Source organism: Alteromonas ulvae, assembly GCF_048987005.1.
Taxonomy (GTDB): Bacteria; Pseudomonadota; Gammaproteobacteria; order Enterobacterales; family Alteromonadaceae; genus Alteromonas.
The window spans coordinates 1745898-1766845 of sequence record NZ_CP185261.1 but is presented as its reverse complement, the minus strand read 5'-3'; the positions used below and the strand labels follow the sequence as shown (position 1 = coordinate 1766845).

At 43.8% G+C, this 20948-nt stretch carries 15 protein-coding genes; 9 read left to right on the top strand and 6 right to left on the bottom strand.

Annotated elements, in window-relative coordinates; all coding sequences use genetic code 11:
• Position 1: 1 nt before the first annotated feature.
• Genes uraH through ACOJR9_RS07720 form a run of 3 tightly spaced genes read left to right on the top strand, consistent with a single transcriptional unit; the run spans position 2 to position 3040 of the window.
• Complete coding sequence (gene uraH, locus ACOJR9_RS07730; protein ID WP_420935718.1) at positions 2-334, top strand: hydroxyisourate hydrolase; 333 nt, start codon at positions 2-4, stop codon at positions 332-334.
• A 5-nt stretch (positions 335-339) separates the two neighbouring features.
• Positions 340-1773 (top strand): guanine deaminase, encoded by a 1434-nt coding sequence (gene guaD / locus ACOJR9_RS07725; RefSeq protein WP_420935717.1) that lies wholly within the window; start codon positions 340-342, stop codon positions 1771-1773.
• Positions 1760-3040 carry a urate hydroxylase PuuD gene (locus tag ACOJR9_RS07720; RefSeq protein ID WP_420935716.1) on the top strand — a complete coding sequence of 427 codons (1281 nt, stop codon included), beginning with the start codon at positions 1760-1762 and terminating at the stop codon, positions 3038-3040. Before guaD ends, ACOJR9_RS07720 begins: the two co-directional genes overlap by 14 nt.
• 123 nt (positions 3041-3163) lie before the next feature.
• Here the strand turns inward: ACOJR9_RS07720 and ACOJR9_RS07715 are convergent, their stop codons facing one another.
• Positions 3164-4447 (bottom strand): diguanylate cyclase, encoded by a 1284-nt coding sequence (locus ACOJR9_RS07715; protein ID WP_420935715.1) that lies wholly within the window; start codon positions 4445-4447, stop codon positions 3164-3166.
• Between the two features lie 458 nt (positions 4448-4905).
• On the opposite strand from ACOJR9_RS07715, the gene ACOJR9_RS07710 reads away from it, so the two are divergent.
• The 3 genes from ACOJR9_RS07710 (at position 4906) to ACOJR9_RS07700 (ending at position 9835) form a co-directional block, all read left to right on the top strand.
• Positions 4906-5553 (top strand): NAD(P)H-dependent oxidoreductase, encoded by a 648-nt coding sequence (locus ACOJR9_RS07710; protein ID WP_420935714.1) that lies wholly within the window; start codon positions 4906-4908, stop codon positions 5551-5553.
• Positions 5554-7605 carry a monovalent cation:proton antiporter-2 (CPA2) family protein gene (locus tag ACOJR9_RS07705; protein WP_420935713.1) on the top strand — a complete coding sequence of 684 codons (2052 nt, stop codon included), beginning with the start codon at positions 5554-5556 and terminating at the stop codon, positions 7603-7605.
• Between the two features lie 274 nt (positions 7606-7879).
• Positions 7880-9835: an EAL domain-containing protein gene (locus ACOJR9_RS07700; RefSeq protein ID WP_420935712.1), complete on the top strand. Its 1956-nt coding sequence runs from the start codon at positions 7880-7882 to the stop codon at positions 9833-9835.
• Positions 9836-9846: 11 nt separating this feature from the next.
• Here ACOJR9_RS07700 and ACOJR9_RS07695 read toward each other — a convergent pair whose 3' ends face one another.
• From ACOJR9_RS07695 to ACOJR9_RS07685, 3 genes are all read right to left on the bottom strand, one after another.
• On the bottom strand, positions 9847-11568 hold the full coding sequence (locus ACOJR9_RS07695; RefSeq protein WP_420935711.1) for a putative bifunctional diguanylate cyclase/phosphodiesterase: 1722 nt from the start codon (positions 11566-11568) through the stop codon (positions 9847-9849).
• 137 nt (positions 11569-11705) lie between these two features.
• Positions 11706-12992, bottom strand: coding sequence for an amidohydrolase (locus tag ACOJR9_RS07690; protein WP_420935710.1), 1287 nt, complete (start codon positions 12990-12992; stop codon positions 11706-11708).
• 171 nt (positions 12993-13163) lie between these two features.
• A complete protein-coding gene (locus tag ACOJR9_RS07685) occupies positions 13164-13943 on the bottom strand; it encodes a ferredoxin--NADP reductase (protein ID WP_420935709.1) in 780 nt (259 codons plus the stop codon).
• 667 nt (positions 13944-14610) lie between these two features.
• Here ACOJR9_RS07685 and ACOJR9_RS07680 point away from each other — a divergent pair.
• Both ACOJR9_RS07680 and ACOJR9_RS07675 read left to right on the top strand, forming a co-directional pair.
• On the top strand, positions 14611-14976 hold the full coding sequence (locus tag ACOJR9_RS07680; RefSeq protein WP_420935708.1) for a response regulator: 366 nt from the start codon (positions 14611-14613) through the stop codon (positions 14974-14976).
• The gene (locus ACOJR9_RS07675) at positions 14973-15557 is read left to right on the top strand and encodes a chemotaxis protein CheC (protein ID WP_420935707.1); all 585 of its coding nucleotides are present in this window, start codon (positions 14973-14975) and stop codon (positions 15555-15557) included. The genes ACOJR9_RS07680 and ACOJR9_RS07675 overlap by 4 nt, the downstream gene beginning before the upstream one ends.
• 150 nt (positions 15558-15707) lie before the next feature.
• Here ACOJR9_RS07675 and ACOJR9_RS07670 read toward each other — a convergent pair whose 3' ends face one another.
• Positions 15708-17207 (bottom strand): M20 family peptidase, encoded by a 1500-nt coding sequence (locus ACOJR9_RS07670; RefSeq protein WP_420935706.1) that lies wholly within the window; start codon positions 17205-17207, stop codon positions 15708-15710.
• Between the two features lie 419 nt (positions 17208-17626).
• Between ACOJR9_RS07670 and ACOJR9_RS07665 the strand changes: the two genes are divergently transcribed.
• Complete coding sequence (locus ACOJR9_RS07665) at positions 17627-18925, top strand: PAS domain-containing methyl-accepting chemotaxis protein (RefSeq protein WP_420935705.1); 1299 nt, start codon at positions 17627-17629, stop codon at positions 18923-18925.
• Between the two features lie 29 nt (positions 18926-18954).
• Here the strand turns inward: ACOJR9_RS07665 and ACOJR9_RS07660 are convergent, their stop codons facing one another.
• Positions 18955-20931 (bottom strand): DNA topoisomerase III, encoded by a 1977-nt coding sequence (locus ACOJR9_RS07660; protein WP_420935704.1) that lies wholly within the window; start codon positions 20929-20931, stop codon positions 18955-18957.
• Positions 20932-20948 lie beyond the last annotated feature (17 nt).

Below are 20948 nucleotides of genomic sequence, written 5' to 3'. Positions count from 1 at the left end.
TATGAATACACTATCAAGTCATGTACTCGATACCACATTGGGAAAACCCGCCAAGGGCATACCATTAACCCTTACTTATCCAAATGGTGATAAGGCTGAGGGAGTAACTAATGACGATGGCCGCTTTAATGGCTGGGCAGAGAATGGCGCCTCAGGTTTTGCGCCTGGGATCTATACGTTGCGATTTCACTGTCAGCCGTTTCTCAAGGAGAATCACGGCAACAGTTTTTACCCTCATATCGATATTACGTTTGAGATTGAAGAGCAAGGTGGGCACTACCACGTGCCCCTTCTCATATCACCGTTTGGTTTCAGCAGTTACAGGGGCAGCTAGATTTAATGCCGTTACATTCTTTAATTTCAGAAGCTGGCTCTTTAAAAAAGTCACCTTTAAAAGCGACAGCGTCAAATACTGTAGTGCCAAAAAGAAAGCAGTTACTTCGCGCAAGTATTGCGCATTACCCAAATAGTAAGCCTGACAACAAGAGTGCCGATAAGCGCTGTTATGAACACTCATATAAAGAAAATATCGAGATATTCACCGACGGTGCGCTAGTAATAGAAGATAGCATAATTCGAGATATCGGTGACTACGCCACTGTCGTTCAAAAGTACCCCGATGCCGCTATCAGTGATTATTCCGGCAAATGGATATTACCCGGGTTAATAGACAGTCACCTGCATTATCCGCAAACACAGAGCATTGCCAACTATGGCGAACAGCTTTTAAGCTGGCTAGAAAACTACACATTCCCAGCGGAAATGGCCTTTGCCGATGAAGAACACGCAAAAAATATAGCTAAGGTATTTATCAATCAGCTTCTTAAAAACGGCACAACCACTGGGTTTGTTTTTACCACCGTGCACGGGTCGAGTTGCCAGGCGTTATTTAGCGCAGCCAGCGACATCAACATGGCGATTGTGGCGGGCAAAGTGTGCATGGATCGCAACTGCCCTGCACAGCTGCAAGATACCCCTGAACTAGCACAGCGTGAAAGTGCCGACTTAATTGACCAGTGGCACAATAATGGACGCAATAAATATGCGCTCACGCCGCGGTTTGCACCAACAAGTAGTGATGCTCAGTTAGCGGCGCTTGGCGAATTGGCAGCGCAATATAAAGACGTGTTTATACAAACTCATCTTTCAGAAAACCGCGATGAAATTGCATGGGTAAATTCCCTTTTTCCACATGCCGATGGCTATTTGGATGTTTACGACAAACATCACCTTGTGAGAGAGCGTTCGGTTTTTGGGCACGGTATTCACCTTAATCAGCAAGAATGGGAAAGATTGGGCGAAGCAAATGCCACATTGGCGTTTTGCCCTACCTCAAACCTATTTTTAGGCAGTGGCCTTTTTAACATGGAGCAGGCAAAAGCGAATAATGTGCATGTTGCCTTAGCCACCGATGTGGGCGCAGGCACCACATTTAATATGTTTAAAACCTATGGTGATGCCTACAAAGTGAGTCAACTTCGCAATGCCCCAATGAGCCCCTTCGAAGGCTTTTACCTAATGACTCAGGGCGCTGCGGCTGCGCACCGTTTGGATGACGAGATTGGAAATTTAAACCCCAACACTACGGCAGATTTTATTATTGTTGAACCACGGTATGACGAACTTACCGCATTGCGTATTAGTGAAAACGCCACTTTTGAAGATGTGTTTTTCGCTCTCAGTATTCTTGGCGATGACCGCATGATTGAGCAAACCTGGATCAGCGGCCAATGTTGTTACAATAAAAAGGAGAATCAACATGCCTTGGCTTGACTGGCTTAGTTTATTTGTTCGATGGTTTCACGTTATCGCTGGTGTAGCGTGGATTGGTGCGTCTTTCTATTTTATCTGGCTGGATAATAACCTTCGCGCCCCTGCCCAATGGAAAGTGGATAAAGGCATAAAAGGAGACTTATGGGCAATACACGGAGGCGGTTTTTACGAAGTGGCTAAGTATGCCTATGGCCCTGAGCAAATGCCTACTACCCTGCATTGGTTTAAATGGGAGGCCTATACAACCTGGCTTTCTGGCTTTGCCCTATTGATTATTGTGTATTACTTTGGCGCGTCAGCTTACCTTATCGACCCTCGGGTAAATGCCATTTCACCGAGTGTGGCCATCGGCCTAGGTTTAGGGCTTATCTTTGGGGGCTTAGCGCTATATGAACTTGCCTGTCGAAGCCGGCTTGCACACTACCCCGTTGCCTTTGGCGTTTGTCTAGTTACACTCATTTGTGTTGTTACCTTTTTCGCTACCCAGTGGTTTAGCGGACGAGGCGCATACATTCACGTGGGTGCGCTTATTGGTACCATTATGGCTGGTAATGTATTTCTTAATATCATGCCCAACCAGCGTAAAATGGTAGCGGCTGTCGCAGCAAAAAAAGACATCGACCCACAGTGGGGCGCAAGTGCAAAGCTACGTTCATTGCACAATAACTACTTCACACTCCCCTTGCTGTTTATCATGATTTCTAACCACTACCCCATGACCTATCAACATCAGCACAACTACCTAGTGCTTATTGCTATTATGATTGCGGCAGCGTGGATAAGACACTTCTTCAATTTACGTCATAAAGGGCAAACCAACCCGAGCATACTCGTTACCGGCACTATCGCTATGCTGGCCATAACCCTGTGGGTTTCATGGCCTCAAGCTGCAGCCGTGAACCCTGCAAAAAGCTCTGCTGGATCACAGCAAACAGCGTCTATCAATACAGACGGGGCTGTTTCGCATAAAGCCGCTTCAAATACAGGCAGTGACTCGTTACCTACAGCAACCGCAGCGATAAGTAACGAGCACGTACAGGGCCTAATTAATAAGCACTGCGTTAGCTGTCATTCGCGTAACCCAACCGATGATATTTTTAAGGTCGCGCCTGTGGGGGTCATACTAGATACATGGCAAGATATAGAGCGCTATGCACCGCAAATAGTAAGACGAACCTCGGTAACAAAAGATATGCCTTTTATGAATAAAACAGGCATGACTGAAAAAGAGCGTCAGGACATTGCGCGCTGGTTTGCAGAGCGCTAGCGATTGAGTAACTCGTCTAGACGCATAATGAAGTGCCAGGCAAAGCCTGGCGTTTCTTTACTGCAAACGTAGCTAATAAGAACCGTGTTCACGTAGTAAAGACATAACCTTGCTCTGGCGCATTTAAGACTCTTTATTTCTTCGCACAAACTCATTACCGTGGGGCTTTTTCTTTATGGTATACATTGCGTGATCCGCAGCATCAAGCCATTCCTGTACCGACGATAACTCGTCGCTCCATTCTTTCCAGCCTACGGTGTAATGAATGGGAATAGGAATAGTGTCTTCCGTTAGTACTACAAACGCAAGTTCATCAATTCGAGCAAAAAAGCGCTCTACTTCCCTTGCTTTAGTGCCGTAAAGAAGCACAACAAACTCATCACCGCCAATACGACCCATTCTGTCCGTACCTCGTAACATAGCCTGCATTTTCTCAGAAAAGACTTGTAGCGCTTTGTCACCCACTTTGTGGCCGTAATTATCGTTTATTTGTTTAAACTCGTTTAAATCAATGTACACCAAGGTGGAAACGTGGCGGTCTCTTTTCATACGCTCAACTTCTTTAGAAAGTTGCTCAAATATTTCTCGGCGATTAATAAGGCCGGTTAACGAGTCTGTCTTAGACAGATAAGCGAGTTCATTAACCGCTTGCTCCAGTGCCTGCTGCTGCTCTTTCTCTTTGGTGATATCGTCTGCTGTTCCCAAAATGAGAGTTTGTTGCTCTTTCCCGTCATAAATGAGGCTGCCTCTATCATGTAGATAACGAATTTGGCCGCTCACATCATAAATACGGTATTGAAGCTCCCAACTTTTCAGAGGACGCTGGTTAAATACTTCACGAACATTGGATTTATCATCTTCATGCACGTGGTCAATAAATGCTAATGGCTTGGCATACAGCTCATATTCACTGCGCCCAAAAATGTTCTGGTAACCATCGTTTAAATAATGCATTTTTTTGAAATCTGGGCTGGCAACCCAAATAAACGTGCGAGAGGAAAATTCATTAACAATTTTACTAAACAGCGCCTCAACCTGAAATAACTCCCCCTCTATTCGCTTTTTCTCATCGATGTCTTCAACGACTGAGATAAAAAAATCAGGATTATCGTTTGCATCTCTCACTAAGGAGACCGTTAACTTTCCCCATACCGCCACGCCGTCTTTTCGAAGGTATTGTTTCTCCATGGCATAACTATCAATTTTTCCGGCAAGCAGTTGCTCAAGGTTGGATAAGTCAGTGTAGAGATATTCGGCAACCGTTAACTCCTGAAACGTCATATTTTTGAGTATATGTCGCTCGTAACCTAAAAAATCACACAGTTTCTGGTTTACTTTAATGAAGGTTCCATGCGGACTCACATGAGCCAACCCCACAGCACAAAATTCAAAGGTTTTATCGTTCATGTGCTTCCCTCACTATAAAAAAATGCATTCCTTGCCCCCTGGTGCCAGCTTGTTGAAATTGGCTTTTTTGAAATTAGCTACTCATAAGTTTGCTATGTAAAGATAGCTTTGTAAAAAAATAGCGCCGCAAATAAAGCCCTTGAAAGAAAAAAAAGGTAAACTTTCACCCTAATTCAACTTTAGTCTAAATTAGGAAATTTGTGGGCCGCATCGCAATTAAATTAAGTGGTTTATTCGCTACCTAAAATGAGAGAAACACCATTCCTGAGTAACCGCATTTTTTAGCTTGTTAATTTTTATTGATAACTTGTAGTTTAAACGTTGCTCTACCTGAATTTAGGTCTTTAGGATTATCCATGTCGACAAATCAAATAGCTTGCTTACGCAAGCCTGCTACATTAGACCGTTTAAGTAGCCTGTTTTAAGTGTTAGGTTAAGTGGAACATAGGAATGAGTAAATGAAAAACAATAGTTATCCCACATCAACCATAGCGAATAACACTAAACGTATTCTTGTGCTGTTTGCTCATCCTGTACCCCAGCAATCTGAAGTTAACATTTTTTTATTTGAAGACGCGCAGCAGTTACCAAACGTAACGGCTGTTGATGTTTATGCCGAATATCCCGACTTTAATATCAACGTGATTAAAGAGCAGGAGCGACTGGTCAATCATGATGTTATTGTTTTTCAGTACCCCCTGTACTGGTATTCCACACCATCTATCTTAAAGGAGTATCAAGACTTGGTGCTTGAGTACGGGTTTGCCTATGGTAAGGGTGGTACTGCATTAAAAGATAAACTCTTTTTTTGTGCCATCAGCGCCGGCGGAAAGGAAGAGGCGTATCAAACCGATGGATTTAATCATTTTACTATACGTCAGCTGCTACAACCTCTCGAACAAATGGCGAGCATTACCAATATGACCTATTTAGCGCCTTTTGCGCTTTTTGGCTCTCGTTCTGCATCTCGAGAGGACAGAATATCGACGCACAGAGAAAAGTGGAAAACACTGTTAAATGCACTTGCCACAGAGCAAATTGATTTAGAGCGAGCAAAGCACATAGAAAACCTTGCTGATTTAACCATTAACAGGGCTGAAGAATAGATGACTGCTTATTTTCTTTATATTTTTATTTATTTAGCGGCTGCCGTCATTGCTGTGCCCATTGCAAAGCGTTTAGGTTTAGGCAGTGTGTTAGGGTATTTGATAGCAGGGCTGGTTATCGGGCCCACACTAGGGCTAGTAGGCGATGAAACTACCACCATTCAGCACTTCGCCGAATTTGGTGTGGTAATGATGTTATTTCTCGTGGGGTTAGAGCTTGAACCTAAATCTCTTTGGGCAATGAAGTCTCGGCTTATCGGACTTGGTGGGCTTCAGTTAGGAATAACCACGGCACTTATTACCATTATTGCTATGCTGCTTGAGCAACCTTTTAGTATATCCCTTACCATAGGTCTCATTTTTGCCCTGTCATCCACCGCCATTGTCTTGCAAACGTTTCAAGAAAAGGGGTTACAAAAAACCGAAGGCGGTAAAGGCGCCTTTTCTGTATTGCTATTTCAGGATATTGCTGTCATCCCCATGCTGGCGCTTATCCCTTTACTAGCAATGCCGGAGTTAGCTGCTAGTGCGGCTAACGCTTCAGGCGATGCCGCGCACTCAGACAGTCTTAGTATTGTAAGTGAATTAGCGCCATGGGCCTATGGCTTAGTTATTATTGGCTCGGTGGCTTTTGTAACCGTGGGGGGGCATTATCTTAGCCGTCCGTTATTTAAGTTCGTTTCCTCATCAGGTTTGCGGGAGATATTTACCGCAACTGCATTAATGCTTGTAATTGGCATTGCCGCGTTGATGGGATTGGTGGGATTATCACCAGCATTAGGCGCCTTTTTGGCCGGTGTCGTGCTGGCTAATAGCGAGTTTCGCCACGAGTTAGAGGCCAATATCGAGCCATTCAAAGGGCTGCTTCTTGGTTTGTTTTTTATTACGGTAGGCGCTGGCATTAATTTTTCAGTGTTAGCATCAAATACCGTATTAATTATTGCATTAACCTTATCGGTGATTGTTTTAAAAGCAGCAGTACTGTTTGCCATCTCGCTTGTATTTACTTTTAAAGGCAGCAGCAAATGGCTGCTAACACTTAGCCTAGCTCAAGCCGGTGAGTTTGGTTTTGTGCTCCTTAGTTTTGCATCTCAAAACTACGTATTACCCCAAGATATTATTGCTATTTTATCTCTAGTGGTAGCCCTTTCCATGTTCTTAACGCCGGGGTTATTCATTTTCTTCGATAAGGTTATTCTCCCCCGTTACCAGCGAAGCGGTTTGCAAAGTAAAGAGGACACCATTGACGATAAAGGCACAGTGATCATTGCAGGCATTGGTCGTTTCGGGCAAATCATCAATCGACTGCTCGTAGCAAATGATGTTCACACCGTAGTATTAGATATACGCGCCGAGCAGGTAGAACTTATTCGCAAAATAGGCACTAAGGCGTATTTTGGCGATGCGTCAAAACCAGATATTTTGCACACTGCGGGGGCAGAAGAAGCCTCGTTGCTTATTATTGCTATCGATAATAGAGAAACCGCAGCAGAGATGGTGAAATATGCAAAACATGCTTACCCGAACATGAGAATTCTCGCCCGAGCTTTCGACCGCGGACACGGCTATCGACTGCGTCAACTAGGTGCACACTATGTGGTATCTGAAACTTACCATTCAGCGCTTGAAATGGGGGCTCATGCACTTCGCTCTCTCCATTCTCATCCATTTCAGGTTGAACGACAAAAAATGGCCTATAAAGATATTGAAGATCAGCAAAATGACGTGCTCTACAATGCATGGCTTGATGATGCAAGCGGTGAACGCATTGACAATAATTACCTTAAGCTTTTTGTTGAACTCGAATCATTGATAGGTGAAGCCCTGAATACCGGCCTTCACGACACCCATTCAAAAATGAAAGGCTGGACACCGCCGCCCAGAGATCATGCCGATTCATTTTCTAGCGCAGAAGCAACTTCTAGTGATAGGCAACCAGATGAGCAGCAACAAAAAGAGAATATTGATGCGGGTGTAGATGCGGATAGGAATGCAGGTGGTAAGGGAAATGGAAACAAAGCAAAAAAACATCCAGAGTTGAAAAACGACTGAATTTAAAAGGCGTATATACCGCTCGACAATAAGAAGTGACAACACGCATTTTGCGTTTCACACCTGAGCAATAAATAAACTACCTGATAGGGCTTCTTGCTGATATCATATTAATGTTATCAAAGGGATAAGCAGTTTATAGAAGCTGTAAAAAGTAAACATTTAACGACTAATAGAGCTGAACGACTCGAGCTACGAAATGCTGAGCATTGGTTTAATGCCCAACCAACACACGTAACGGAACCGGTAAGCAATAGGGAGTGCACAAAATAAAATGAAATTATCTACTCAAATTAATTTGGGCCTTTTCTTTATCATATTGTTTTCGGGCCTTGGTGCAGGAGTTATCGAAGTATATCAAACTGAAGTTCAGGCTGAGAGGTCTGCCACAGCGCTAACACAAAAGTCTGCAACACAGCTTGCCACTCAATTGTCGGCATTGCTACCACAGCAGTTTGCAGAACTCAGTGGAGAACAGCTATCACAAGACCAACTAGTGTCCTCTATTTTAACTACCGCATTATCCAACGATATGCTTGCCACTGTGAGTATAGAAGACGTTAACGGCACCGAACTGGTTAAAAAAGAAAGCGCAAATGAGTCATCATCAAACCGCGTATTATCCGATGTTGTCAAGCTTCCTACAGCACAGTCGCAAGCATCTATTGATTCAACATCTACTGTTGTTAAAGTAACAAGTAGCCCTCGAACTTACTACCATTCTCTGTGGCAACAGCTTCTTAAAATGACTGCCTTGTGTACGATAATTTACCTGTTATCCATGATAACAGTTATCGTTGTAGCAAAACTTGCCACTCGCCCGTTGAGTAAAGTCACTAAAAAGCTCAATGAAATACAAAACAACGATTTCACACCGTCTTCAATCAACTCAGGCACTTCTGATTTTCGCTATCTCGTCAGTGCGACCAATAACCTGTCCCTTGCCTTAGAGAGCAAGTTTGAGGAACTCACGCGCCAAGCTGAACAGTTTAAAACTGTGGCCAGTAAAGACACTCTTACTAAAATTGCTAACAGAAACGCCTTCGACAGGCATATGAAGGCTATAATCGGTGGTATTTCAGGCCCAAAAGAACATGCGTTAACGCTGGTGCGCTTGGCTCAGCTTACCACTATCAATCATAAGCTTGGCATGTTGGCCGGAGACAATTATGTGTGTGGTGTGGCTGATGTGTTAAAAAAAGCAGGCCAGGATAATTTTAAAGGCGCCTTTGTTTTTAGAATTTCAGGTGGCGACTTTGCCATTATAAGTGAAGTGCAACCCAAAGACGTGCACGAAGAGAATCTAGCGTTGATAAGTAAAAGCTTCACCACCCTAAATCCCCTTCGTGACGGCAACAAAGCCGCGTGGATTGGTGTTGCCCGTTTTACTAACAGCATGTCGATGAAAGAAATAATGGAGAGTGCAGACAGTGCACTTATGGCTGCAACGAAGAGACCTCAGGGCTGGCAGTTTGCGTCAGATATTGCGCAAGTTCACAGTAATGCGCAATGGCGTCAGCGCCTTGAGTATGTGGTTTCTCAGCAGTATGCCGACATATTGATTCAACCTGTTATGAATTTAGAGCGCAATACCCCGTCGTACTACGAAACATTTGCTCGATTCAAAGACAAACAGACTAACGATATAATTCCTATGTCACAGCTTATTCCCGCTTCTGAGCGCCTCGACCTTATCCCTCAGGTTGATAAGCTGGTAGTCAGTATTGTTTTTAAAAAGCTCAAAGTGACGTCACATCAAGTTGCCATTAATATTTCAAATGCGTCGATAGCCAATACCGAATTTCGAGAGTGGTTAATACAGCAGTTATCTGAACATGAAACTCTGTGCCACCGCATTATTTTCGAAATTCAAGATGCAGCCCTTATTCATTACAACGAGGAAGCCATTTCGTTTTGTAAGCGGGTAACGCAGTTGGGCTGTCGTATTACCGTCGAGCACTTTGGCGACAACTTTGCGTCTTTGTCTGGGCTGCGGGCCATTCAGCCTGCATACGTAAAATTATCTGGGCGTCTTACTGAAAGTATTCACACTAACAAAGACAACCAATTATTTGTGAGTAGCCTGCTCAATATTGCCCGCAGTTTAAATATTAAAGTGATTGCAGAGAAGGTTGAAAATGAGGCTGAATCGGTGGCATTAAATAATTTAGATGTTATTCATCAGCAGGGTTATTACTTTGCAAAACCCGTTCTTTGGACAGTTTACTAAGGCGTTAGGAGCTATTGTTGACACGCTAGCCGCTTTTCAATAACAGAAGCCGTGAGCGGTTTGGCAAAAAGGTAACCCTGAGCGCATTCCACGCCGAGGCGCTGGCAGTAGTTAAGTTGAGTTTGCGTTTCTATGCCCTCGACCACTATTTTAAGATTGAGTTTGTGCCCCAAATGTACGATAGCCTCCATCAATGCACCGTCGTAATCACTCTCGGGCGCGTTTTCAAGAAAACTGCGATCAATTTTTAAGTGGCTTACTGGAAATCGTTTTAAGTAGCTTAACGATGAATACCCCGTTCCGAAATCGTCGATAGACACCTCTACGCCCATTGCTCGCTGCTTTTGTAAGCCTAGTAGTACTTGTTCATCTGATTTTATTAGCATATTTTCAGTTAGCTCAAGTCCAATGGCTTCGGGAGGTAAAGCATGCTTTTCTCGGCATCGAGCAAGGCGTTCAAAAAAATCACCTTGCTCTAACTCTCTGCCAGATACGTTAATGTGAATACAAATATCAATCCCCATGTTGCGCCATGCCCGTGCTTGTTCACAGGCTTTTTCCATCACCCAAGAGCCAATAGCGATAATTAAGTCTGTGCGCTCGGCAATAGGGATAAAAATATCTGGCGTCACGCTGTGCTCAGTAACCTCGGGGGTCCAGCGAAGCAATGCCTCACAGGAAGTGATATTGCCACTTCTAAGGTCTACCTGTGGCTGATAAAGCAACGTAAACTCACCGTTCTTCACAGATGCTCTCAATCGAGATGCAATATTTCTTTGTTGATGCAGTAGTACACTTAAGTCATTACTGAATATGCTATAGCGATTTCTTCCCCGCTCTTTTGCCTCATACATAGCCGCATCAGCATTTTTAAGCAATGTATCAACCTCGTTGCCGTCAGTGGGGAAAAGGCACACACCAACACTGGACGTGACAAACACGTTTTCTGTCCCGAGAGAAAAGCTTTCTTTACAACAGTCAACAATCTCTGAAGCCAACTTCTCTAAAGACTGACTGTCGTCGATATTATCCGTTAGCACAACAAATTCATCACCACCAAAACGGGCCAAAAACGACGCTTCACCTACACATTCTTTGAGTCTATCGGCAAAGGATCGTAGCAGCTTATCGCCCCACGTATGACCTAGGGTATCGTTAATGTCTTTAAACATATCCAGATCGATAAAAAAGACTGCCATTGACGATGAATTACGCTCGGCGTTGTCGACTCGTTCTGTTAATGCCATTTCAAGATGGCGTCTGTTAGGAAGACCTGTGAGTAAGTCGGTGGTGGCCAGTTTTGCTAGCTCGCGCCGTATGGCGTGCTGTTCGCTTAAATCAATATCAACACAATACATTTCTGGTGAATCGGTGTGTTCGCTGAGCATAACGTGGGATGAGAATACATGAACGGTCTCGCCGCTTTTGCGTTGAAGCGCAAGTTCACCGCTGGGGATAGGAACGCCTTCTAACAGCCATTTCTCATGAACAGATACGACTTCATCTCGCATCGGTGCTGGGATAATAAGATCTTCAAGACGCCTTCCAAGCACCTCTTCTTGTGTGTAACCATAGATATCTTCGCTAGACGTATTCCAGTAAATAACACGCCGTTCTTTGTCATAGCCTTGAACCGATACTTTAGGTAACGCACTAATGAGCTTAAGAAAACGAGCCTCGGCAGACACGTTATTTGTAACTAATGTATTTACGCCTTTCTCATTCAAAGCCATTCTACATCCTTATGATTCGCTAAATCGTATAGATGAGCAATTTACCTTTGCCTGATAAAAGTGTAGTAGAAAATCTCTAATTGTCTTTAAAATACAACACAAACGCGGGCCACGCCCGCGTTACCAACAATACCGTTTTATAACTCGCTGTAGTCTAGCGCCCAATTTACATAAAGCTCGGTACCCACTTTAAGCGACGCTTCATCAGCATAAAAATAAGGCGAGTGGTTACTGGGTGCTGACTTGGCATCCTGCCCTTCAGGCGTAACACCTAAAAATACAAATAAGCCTGGGACGTCAAGAGCAAAGAAAGAAAAGTCTTCTGCGCCGGTAACAAGGTCGTTCACATGCACCTTATCTTTTCCCGCTACACGCTCCATGGTGGGCAGCATCTGTCGAGTAAGTTCAACATTGTTAATGGTAACCGGGTAACCTTCATCAATGTGCACGTGCGCCTCAGCGCCTGTGGCTTTCGCTGTCATTTCGGCGGTGGTGGTTAGCTTTTCAAATATTTGAGCGCGATTATCCATATCGAAATTGCGGATAGTGCCCTCTAAGTAAACCTCATCAGGAATAATGTTGTTGCGAATTCCTCCGTCTACAATACCAAAACTCACTACGGCAGGCGCCTTGGTAATATTAACCTGGCGACTTATCACCGTCTGAGTACTGCCAATAATCTGACCAGCCGCGACAATAGGATCTACGCCGCCCCAAGGTCTAGAGCCATGAGTTTGCTTGCCTTTAACGGTTATTTCAAAACGGTCTGACGATGCCATTAATGGTCCTTCTCGATAACCAATATGTCCGGCAGTACCTGCTGACCATACGTGTATACCAAAAACCGCTTCGGGTTGGTAACGTTTAAAAAGCCCCTCTTTTAGCATCAGCTCTGCGCCGCCTTCCTCACCTTTAGGTGCGCCTTCTTCGGCGGGTTGGAAGATAAATACAACAGTGCCTTTAAGCTGATCTTTCATACTAGCGAGTTTTTCTGCAGCTCCCATCAGCATTGACATGTGTAAATCGTGGCCACAGGCATGCATTACCCCTACTTCTTTGCCTCGGTATTCAGATTTAGCTTCAGATTTAAACGGAACGTCGGCTTTTTCTACTACAGGCAGTGCGTCCATATCAGCGCGCATTGCAATGACAGGGCCAGGCTGCCCACCTTCTAACACCCCAACGACCCCTGTATGGGCAACGCCAGTTTCTACCTTCATACCTAACGCATTAAGATGCTCGGCAATTACTTTTGACGTTCTAAACTCTCGATTACTTAGCTCGGGATGTTGATGAAGGTCTCGACGCCACTCAATCACTTTTTGCTCAAGCTCAGCGGAGATCGATATAGGCGCTTGGGCCAAAGTGAATGGGCTAAATGCCAGAGTGGCAAGAAGTGAAAAAGCTGTGGTAGCGGCTCTCATGGACGTTCCTCGTTATTGTTGTTGAATAACCAGTATGCCTATGTCGTCGCCTGACCACAAATTGGTTACGATAGATGACCACATGTTACTGATTAGGCCTGTCGATTAAGGACGTCAGGTAGGGACATCATTAAACGACAGAAGTAACAACAGATGCTCAAAAGCAAGTTCTTACTCTAAAAAGGCGTGCTCAATAACAAAGTGTCCTTTCTCTCTTGATGTCGCTTTTTTGAATCCAAGACTGGAAAGTATCTCCATAGTGTCATCTAACATAGACTGATTACCACACAGCATAAACCGATCTTCTTCAATATTAAGCGCTGGAAGGTTGAAGTGAGCGCATAATTCACCACTTTTTAGTAGTTCGGTTAATCTGCGCTGGTGAATGTCATCTTTAAACGGCTCTCGGGTTACAATAGGGAAATACAACAGTTTCTCTGATACAAGGTCGCCGAAGTACTCATTGGTAGGAAGCTCATTGCGAATTTGCTCTTGATATGCCAGCTCGCTTTTGAAACGCACACTATGCACAAGAATGATCTTGTCATAACGCTCGTAAATATCAGGATCCTTGATGATGGACATAAAGGGCGCAAGTCCGGTGCCTGTTGCTAAAAGATAGAGGTTTTTCCCTTCAATTAAAAAGTCAGCTACAAGGGTACCCGCGGGTCTTGTTGACAGTAGCAGTTGCTCCCCTACTTTTATATCTTTCAGTCGAGAAGTAAGGGCTCCATCAGGTACTTTTATACTGAAGAATTCCAGCTCTTCTTCATAATTGGCACTTGCGATGCTGTAAGCACGCATGAGCGGTTTATTATCAACTTCCAAACCCAGCATAACGAATTGCCCATTTTCAAAGGTATAGCTTGGGCTACGGGTAGTCCTTATAGAAAAGAGTGATTCATTCCAATGGTGGACATGGGTAACTGTTTCTGACGTTAAGTTTCGCATTTTCTCCCCAATATATGACTGACAATGTCTAGAACCTAATAGCAATAATGGTATGCAAAAAAGGCTTTCACTAACTACTTTTTCAACTCGCTGATACACCGCTTTTATGTACGAATATGCTCGTTGATATAGACGCCAATAATACCCAAGTGAATCACTCAGGTAAATAGCCTACCAATTTACTCAAGTATTATTAATGTGTAAATTAAAGAACAACGTATTTCAGTTTACGCAGGCTGTTTCCCACGCATTTTCATAAGACCCGTATCGTACCCAGCGTAGGCAAATTCGATCACGCAAGTTTATTGGTTTTTTAAAAGCAAAAAGTACACATAGACCTTGCAGAGTCATACATTGAAAGCTTTAAGAGGGCGCCCACCGCAGCAGTTGATTTAATGACCGTTGAACTCTGAGAAGTTCAATTCAAAGGCCGTTAAATTGCGCATTTAAAAATTACGGTCTAATTTAAAGGCAGCGTTTGTCTAATATCAAGCGATGCAGCATGGTTAGCGTTAGGATAAATGAAAATAGTCGTTAATATTAACTAAAAGTTTAATATACTCAAATGTCATATCTGTCATATTATCGAGGCTAACGCATAAAATAAATTATGCTTAATGCACCTATGTATACAAATTGAGCACTTTCCTACCCACGGAGGATTTATATGTCGTTATCTGTACTCATTGCCGATGACTCTAAATTGGCAAGGCGGAATGTGGTTCGCTCGTTACCGCTAGAGGTAGACTTTGCCGTAACTGAAGTTACCAACGGACAAGAGGCCGTTAGTTTACTTGCAGATAATACCTATAGCCTTGTATTACTTGATTTGACTATGCCGAAACTCGATGGCATCGATGTGCTCGAACGGCTACAAGCCCTTGAAAAAATGCCGAATGTGGTGGTGATAAGCGCCGACTTTCAACCTGAAAAGCAGAGAGTGGTTAAAGAGTTAGGCGCAAAATTCTTTCTTCGAAAGCCGCTAAAGAAAGAAGACTTAACGGCGGTGTTATCAGAGCTTGGCTATCTATGACGACATCTTCACAGCTAAACGAAGAACAACGAGATGTGTTGCAGGAATTGCTCAATATATCAATGGGTCAGGCTGCAAACTCACTCGCTCTTATGCTAGACACTCGCATTGACATTTCAATTCCCGAAATTTCCGCAGTAACGCCAAATCAGCTTTATGACCTGCTCTTTGAAACCGGTGATCTTTCCTATACTCGTCAATCTTTTATGCGGGATATTCACGGGGAAGTTATATCGATCATATCGTATTCTGGTCTTTCAGAAATTGGAGCTTTGATGGATTACGAGCAGCCACTGAGCGAAGAAGATACACAAGAAATTATCTTAGAGCTTTCCAATATCTTGGCGGGCGCCTGCTTATCTGGGCTTTCTGAACAACTAAAACTCACTACAAACTTGAACATGCCGTTATTGTTTCAGCCAGATAAAGCCAGTTTTGATGGTCTACCATGGCAGCATAGCTTGGCAATGGAAGTACAGTTTTTGATCACGATTTCATCGTTCAGTATGCGAGTGATTTTTTGTTTAGACGACGAATCACTCACTAGAATTCTTAGCACGTTGGATGTCTACCTTAAATAGAGTGGTCGCAATGGCGGTTGTTAATACACTTGATAACCACATTTTAAGGGTGAACGACGGTGCTTTTAACGTCATCATAGCCCTTTAAATGAGGCAGATAGTCCTTTTCATAATTATAATAGAGAGAAGCGCGGGAACGCTTTTGGTATTCTAGTTTTCTACTGATGCTTCACCAGCGCCTGCTAGCAAGCTATAAAAATAACTCACCGCTTGCAGGTAGTCATTTACCGCCAGTTGCTCATTTACACCGTGGAATCGCTTCAAGCTTTCTTTGTCTAGTCTAACCATCATAAATCGATATACGTTGTCAGATAAGCCGTAAAAGTGCTTTGCATCCGTGCCTCCCATCACCAGATATGGCGCAACCAACACATTATCATCCATGCGACGAATACTAGATTCAATGAGTTTGTAGCCTGTGCTATTAAGTGGGGATAACTGTGATGGTTCGTTTTCCATAAAGGTCTCAACGCTTACTCTAGGGTCGTCAATTGCTTCAACAATGTGCTGCTTCACGCTGGCTATGCTATCACCGGGCAGAATACGCACGTTCACCACTGCACTGGCTATTGTAGGAAGTATGTTCGATTTGCTGCTGCCTTCCAGCATAGTGGCTGCAATGGTAGTACGAATACCAGCGGCGCTGCTAGGCACTGACAGCATTGACTGCTCTACAATGGGCGAGAACAACCATAAATTTGCCATGGGCAACTGCAAAGACAGCGGCGCATAAGCGGCTACGTGAGAAAAGGTGTTGTAGCTGTAGCTTAGATTAGTATCAAACTGGCTATTTTCTATATTCACAATGGCCTGACTTAACACGCCTGCAGCGGTATGGTTAGGGGGCTGAGAAGAATGCCCGCCTTCTGAGGCAACAGTAAGTCGCAGGTTAACAAACCCTTTTTCTGCAACGCCAACCATGGCAACCGGCTGTTCGACGCCTTTCATCAACCCTTGAGTAATTGCACCGCCCTCATCAAGCACAAACTCAAAACTAAGGCCTTGTTGTTCAAAATGCTCTGCAATCTTTGCGGCGCCCTGTTTGCCACCTATTTCTTCATCGTGACCAAAGGCAAAATAAATACTTCGCTGGGGAGAAAAACCCTCTCTTAGGCGGGTTTCCATTGCCTCAAGCAAAGCCATTACTGTCACTTTGTCGTCAATGGTGCCTCTTCCCCACACCACATTGTCTACAATCGCGCCACTAAAGGGGGCCTGCTTCCACTGATTTGCTGTCCCGTCATCTACAGGCACTACATCCATATGCCCCATAAACAGTGCTGGTTTAAGAGAGGAATTACTGCCTTTTATATGATAAACCAAGCTGTACTGGTTAACGGTGTAATGTTCGGCCTGCTGATGAACAAGGGGAAAACTAGCGCGTATGTGTTCATGTAGCCCTAAAAAAGCCTGAGGGTTTAGTCTTGAAGGGTCGTCATATGAAATGGTTTCAAACTGAATCGCTTTAGCAAATCGCGCTACCGCGGCAGCTTCATCAAGAGGTGCTTTAGGTAATGGACTGTCTACCTGTAGCTGGGTGTCTTCAAAACTCAGTAACGTATTCACGTACAACACTATGGTTAGAACAAGGGTAAGAACAAGAACGACTGAGACTAAGCCGCCTATTATTGTAGTTCGGGACTTTTTCATTATTCATTTACCCAAAAAAAGTAAAGTAGAAAGTTTGAGATAGTAGTAGCACGATGCAGTGATAAAGTCTTGTTGTAGTTGTAGCTATATGTAAAGTCTGCTTTTTTAAAAGATATGTTGTTTGAAGAAACTGTCTTGAAAACTGCTCGCTTCTTTGAAGGTGGTTGCCTCATCAATCAGTATCTATGCTAACAATAGACTAGTCACCTTGATGAAAAGTTTACAGTGAACTACGTTTAGCAGGTGCCATGGGATAAACAGCAAATATATTTGTGTAGACCTTCTATATCACTATGCATTAGACATTTGTTCACTCTTGCACCCTCGTGCCCATCAAGGCAACACTCACGTTTCACACTTTAATAGCAGTTTGTGACTATGAACGCGAAATCACACTTTTGAATATTTAAGGATTTACTGTGTTTGATTTTTTTGCAAAAAATAATGAAAAAATAGAAGTAGCGTTAGAGGCTGCAACCACACCTAGCTTGCTATCGGATATCATAGTTAAAAACATAAAAGAACATGTAGCATGGATAGAGTTTGACGCACAGGGCGTGATAATCGACGCAAACTCCCTATTTACAGCCGTTGTTGGTTATAAGGCCGCGGATATAAGGGGCAAACATCACAGAATGTTTTGTGATGAGCACTATAAGGCATCAGCTGAGTACAAATGCTTCTGGGAAAGACTCGAGCGCGGCGAGTCTTTCGACGGCACTTTTCCAAGAATCGATAAAGCAGGCAGACGGTTATGGCTAGAGGCAACCTACATTCCGATTACCGAGAATGGCGAAGTCATAAAAGTTATAAAACTAGCGCACGACGTGACTGAATCTAAGCAATTGCAGAGCGCATTAGAAAATATTCAATTAGCACTTGCCCGTTCACTGGCGATAATAGAGTTTACACCGGATGGTAACATTCAAGTCGCAAATGACAATTTTCTCTCTGCTGTGGGATACACTAGAGATGAAATAGTAGGTAAACACCACCGTATTTTTTGCGATGACGAATTTTACCAAGCCCACCCTCACTTTTGGAAAGAGCTCGCAAATGGAGATTTCAAGCAAGATCTTTATAAGCGAGTTGATAAACATGGAAAAATAGTTTGGCTGGAGGCTACCTATAACCCTATTTATGATGAGTCTGGAAAGATTTTTAAAATCATCAAATTTGCGAGTAACGTTACGTCGCGAGTTGAAAGAGAGCAATCCATTCAAGAGGTTGTGCTCTCTACATCAGAAGAGACAGCGCAAATTGCAAGCCGAGGAAAGCAGGTGTTAGATGGCGCGGTTAAACAGGCAGAGTTAATTTCTGAAAGTGTCGAAAATGCATCAGCGTTATTAGGCCAACTGCTGGCACAGTCTAAACAAATTTCTTCTATTGTTACAACGATAGACAGCATAGCCGACCAGACAAACTTGCTTGCACTCAACGCTGCAATTGAAGCAGCAAGAGCGGGAGAGCACGGTCGTGGATTTGCAGTAGTCGCTGATGAAGTTCGCTCTCTTGCAGCAAGAACGAGCAAGTCGACAATAGAAATTGAAAGTCTTGTTAAAGAGAACGAGCGACTCAACGGCGAAGCCACGGCTCAAATGAGAACCATACAGCAGCAAGCATTAGAGAGTAAAAGCGGAATAACTGAAACAAAAAGCATTATTGAAGAGGTAAGTCAGGGAGCTATTAGCGTTGCAAAAGAGCTTTCGGAAAAATAACGTTGAACAGAGACGGACACCCTTTAATATTAAGCGTGTCTCGTCGGTTTTCGGCGCTTTTTAAACCCAGGCTTCACCGTTGCCTTGATGCCTTTCAGTGATGCGGGCAAAGTGCTTGATGCAATACCAATGAGCTCGTGTAACGCTTTTTCCAGTGGCTGCATAAAACTTTTATAGTTTGTCTGTTGCTCGGCAATGCTGTTTAACGTTGACTCCCATTTAGCCGTCATATCGGGTGTTGTACACATGTCAGGAAGGGCTTCCACTAAGCCAATTCCTGCGGGTGTGGCATTAATAATTTTGCCTTGTCGCTTCAAAAAACCACGCTTAAACAACAGTTCAATTATTCCGGCCCGCGTAGCTTCGGTACCCAAACCGTCCGTGTCTTTTAATATTGCTTTTAAAGCTCGGTCTTTAACAAAGCGGTTTATCCCCGTCATGGCAGCAAGCAGTGTAGCGTCGGTAAAGTGTTTGGGAGGTTGAGTTTGCTTTTCTAGCAACTCTCCTTTTTCACAATGCAAGCTGTCGGTTTTGTTTAGTTCTGGCAGCGAGTCTTTTTGCCATGAACTATCAGAGTTCGATTTGCTTTCTCCGCCTCTTTCGCTATTTTTTTCGTTTCCTTTGTCGCTGATTTTTTCACTAATTCTTTCAAAGAGCACCTTCCACCCCAGTTGCTCGGTAACATTGGCGGTTGTAGCAAATTTGCCACCTGCAATGGTTAGTGCTACGTGGGTTTGTTGATAGATAAAGGCAGGATAAAACTGGGCTAGGTACTGCCTAACAATAAGCCCGTACACGTTTCGCTCTGTATTGCTTAAGGACAGCCCTAAAGGCGATTTTTCAGTGGGAATAATAGCGTGGTGAGCGCTAACTTTCGCATTATTCCACGCTTTGGACTTTAGTGAGGTATCTGCTTGTTGAGCCGCACTAGAAAGCGGTAACTCTGCTTTAGCAAGCATAGCTACGATGGACTTCGCCAAGGAGAATTGCTCGTTAGGAAGATACCGACAGTCTGAACGAGGATAGGTAATGAGTTTGTGTTTTTCATACAGAGACTGACACACATCAAGCACCAGCTTGGCGTTCATACCAAATTGCTTAGCCGCATCAATTTGCAGCGTTGAAAGGTTGTAAGGTAAAGGGGCGTTCAGCTTTTTTTGCTGTTTTTTAATATCATCAATAGTTGCAGGCTGATTCGTTATCCTCCCTACCACATTTTCAGCTAACCCCTTTGAAAGTACACGCCCTTCATCATCCATATAAGCCTGACACGCCTCGCTCGGCTGCCACTTTGCAGTAAACTGTTGCTGTGAAGGCGTGTTTATGTGAGCCAACACCTCATAAAAAGGCTTCGATACGAAATTGTTAATTTCCTTATCTCTATTCACCACCAGCCCCAATATGGGCGTTTGCACTCGCCCAACAGACAGCACTCCTTGATAACCAACTTTGCCCCCCTGAATGGTATAGGCTCGCGTTAGGTTAATACCGTATAGCCAGTCGGCGCGGCTTCTTGCCAATGCTGACACCGAAAGAGGGATAAAATGCTTATTAGGTTGCAACTGATTTAATGAGCGCTTAACCGCGGGTAGGTTTAAATCACTAATAAGTAAGCGCTGCATACTGTCGCGCTTCTGCGATGGTACGTTTAAGTAATCGATAACTTCATCAACCAGAAGTTGCCCTTCCCTATCTGGGTCGCCAGCATGAATAATTTGGCTACACTGCTTAACAAATTTACGAATAATCGCCAGCTGACTTTTTGTTTTATATTTTGGTTTTAGCTGCCACTGGCTAGGGATAATAGGTAGGTGCGCTAGCTGCCATTTCTTGAACTTTTCATCGTAACTATCGGGGTCTGCCTGCTCGAGAATATGCCCCACGCACCACGTAACTACATCGCCACCGGCTGTTTCGATATAGCCTTGGTGCTTTTTTTGAGGTTTAGGCAGTGCTTCTGCAATGGCTCTACCTAAGCTGGGTTTCTCGGCAATGTATAACTTCATCGGCTCGTTTTAGCATA

Excerpts from the sequence above, each read along its gene's own strand:
- guaD (WP_420935717.1), top strand. The coding sequence starts at position 340 with ATGCCGTTACATTCTTTAATTTCAGAAGCTGGCTCTTTAAAAAAGTCA.
- ACOJR9_RS07690 (WP_420935710.1), bottom strand. The coding sequence starts at position 12,992 with ATGAGAGCCGCTACCACAGCTTTTTCACTTCTTGCCACTCTGGCATTT.
- ACOJR9_RS07660 (WP_420935704.1), bottom strand. The coding sequence starts at position 20,931 with ATGAAGTTATACATTGCCGAGAAACCCAGCTTAGGTAGAGCCATTGCA.
- ACOJR9_RS07680 (WP_420935708.1), top strand. The coding sequence starts at position 14,611 with ATGTCGTTATCTGTACTCATTGCCGATGACTCTAAATTGGCAAGGCGG.
- ACOJR9_RS07705 (WP_420935713.1), top strand. The coding sequence starts at position 5,554 with ATGACTGCTTATTTTCTTTATATTTTTATTTATTTAGCGGCTGCCGTC.
- ACOJR9_RS07715 (WP_420935715.1), bottom strand. The coding sequence starts at position 4,447 with ATGAACGATAAAACCTTTGAATTTTGTGCTGTGGGGTTGGCTCATGTG.
- ACOJR9_RS07695 (WP_420935711.1), bottom strand. The coding sequence starts at position 11,568 with ATGGCTTTGAATGAGAAAGGCGTAAATACATTAGTTACAAATAACGTG.
- ACOJR9_RS07675 (WP_420935707.1), top strand. The coding sequence starts at position 14,973 with ATGACGACATCTTCACAGCTAAACGAAGAACAACGAGATGTGTTGCAG.
- ACOJR9_RS07670 (WP_420935706.1), bottom strand. The coding sequence starts at position 17,207 with ATGAAAAAGTCCCGAACTACAATAATAGGCGGCTTAGTCTCAGTCGTT.
- ACOJR9_RS07700 (WP_420935712.1), top strand. The coding sequence starts at position 7,880 with ATGAAATTATCTACTCAAATTAATTTGGGCCTTTTCTTTATCATATTG.
- ACOJR9_RS07685 (WP_420935709.1), bottom strand. The coding sequence starts at position 13,943 with ATGCGAAACTTAACGTCAGAAACAGTTACCCATGTCCACCATTGGAAT.
- ACOJR9_RS07710 (WP_420935714.1), top strand. The coding sequence starts at position 4,906 with ATGAAAAACAATAGTTATCCCACATCAACCATAGCGAATAACACTAAA.
- ACOJR9_RS07720 (WP_420935716.1), top strand. The coding sequence starts at position 1,760 with ATGCCTTGGCTTGACTGGCTTAGTTTATTTGTTCGATGGTTTCACGTT.
- uraH (WP_420935718.1), top strand. The coding sequence starts at position 2 with ATGAATACACTATCAAGTCATGTACTCGATACCACATTGGGAAAACCC.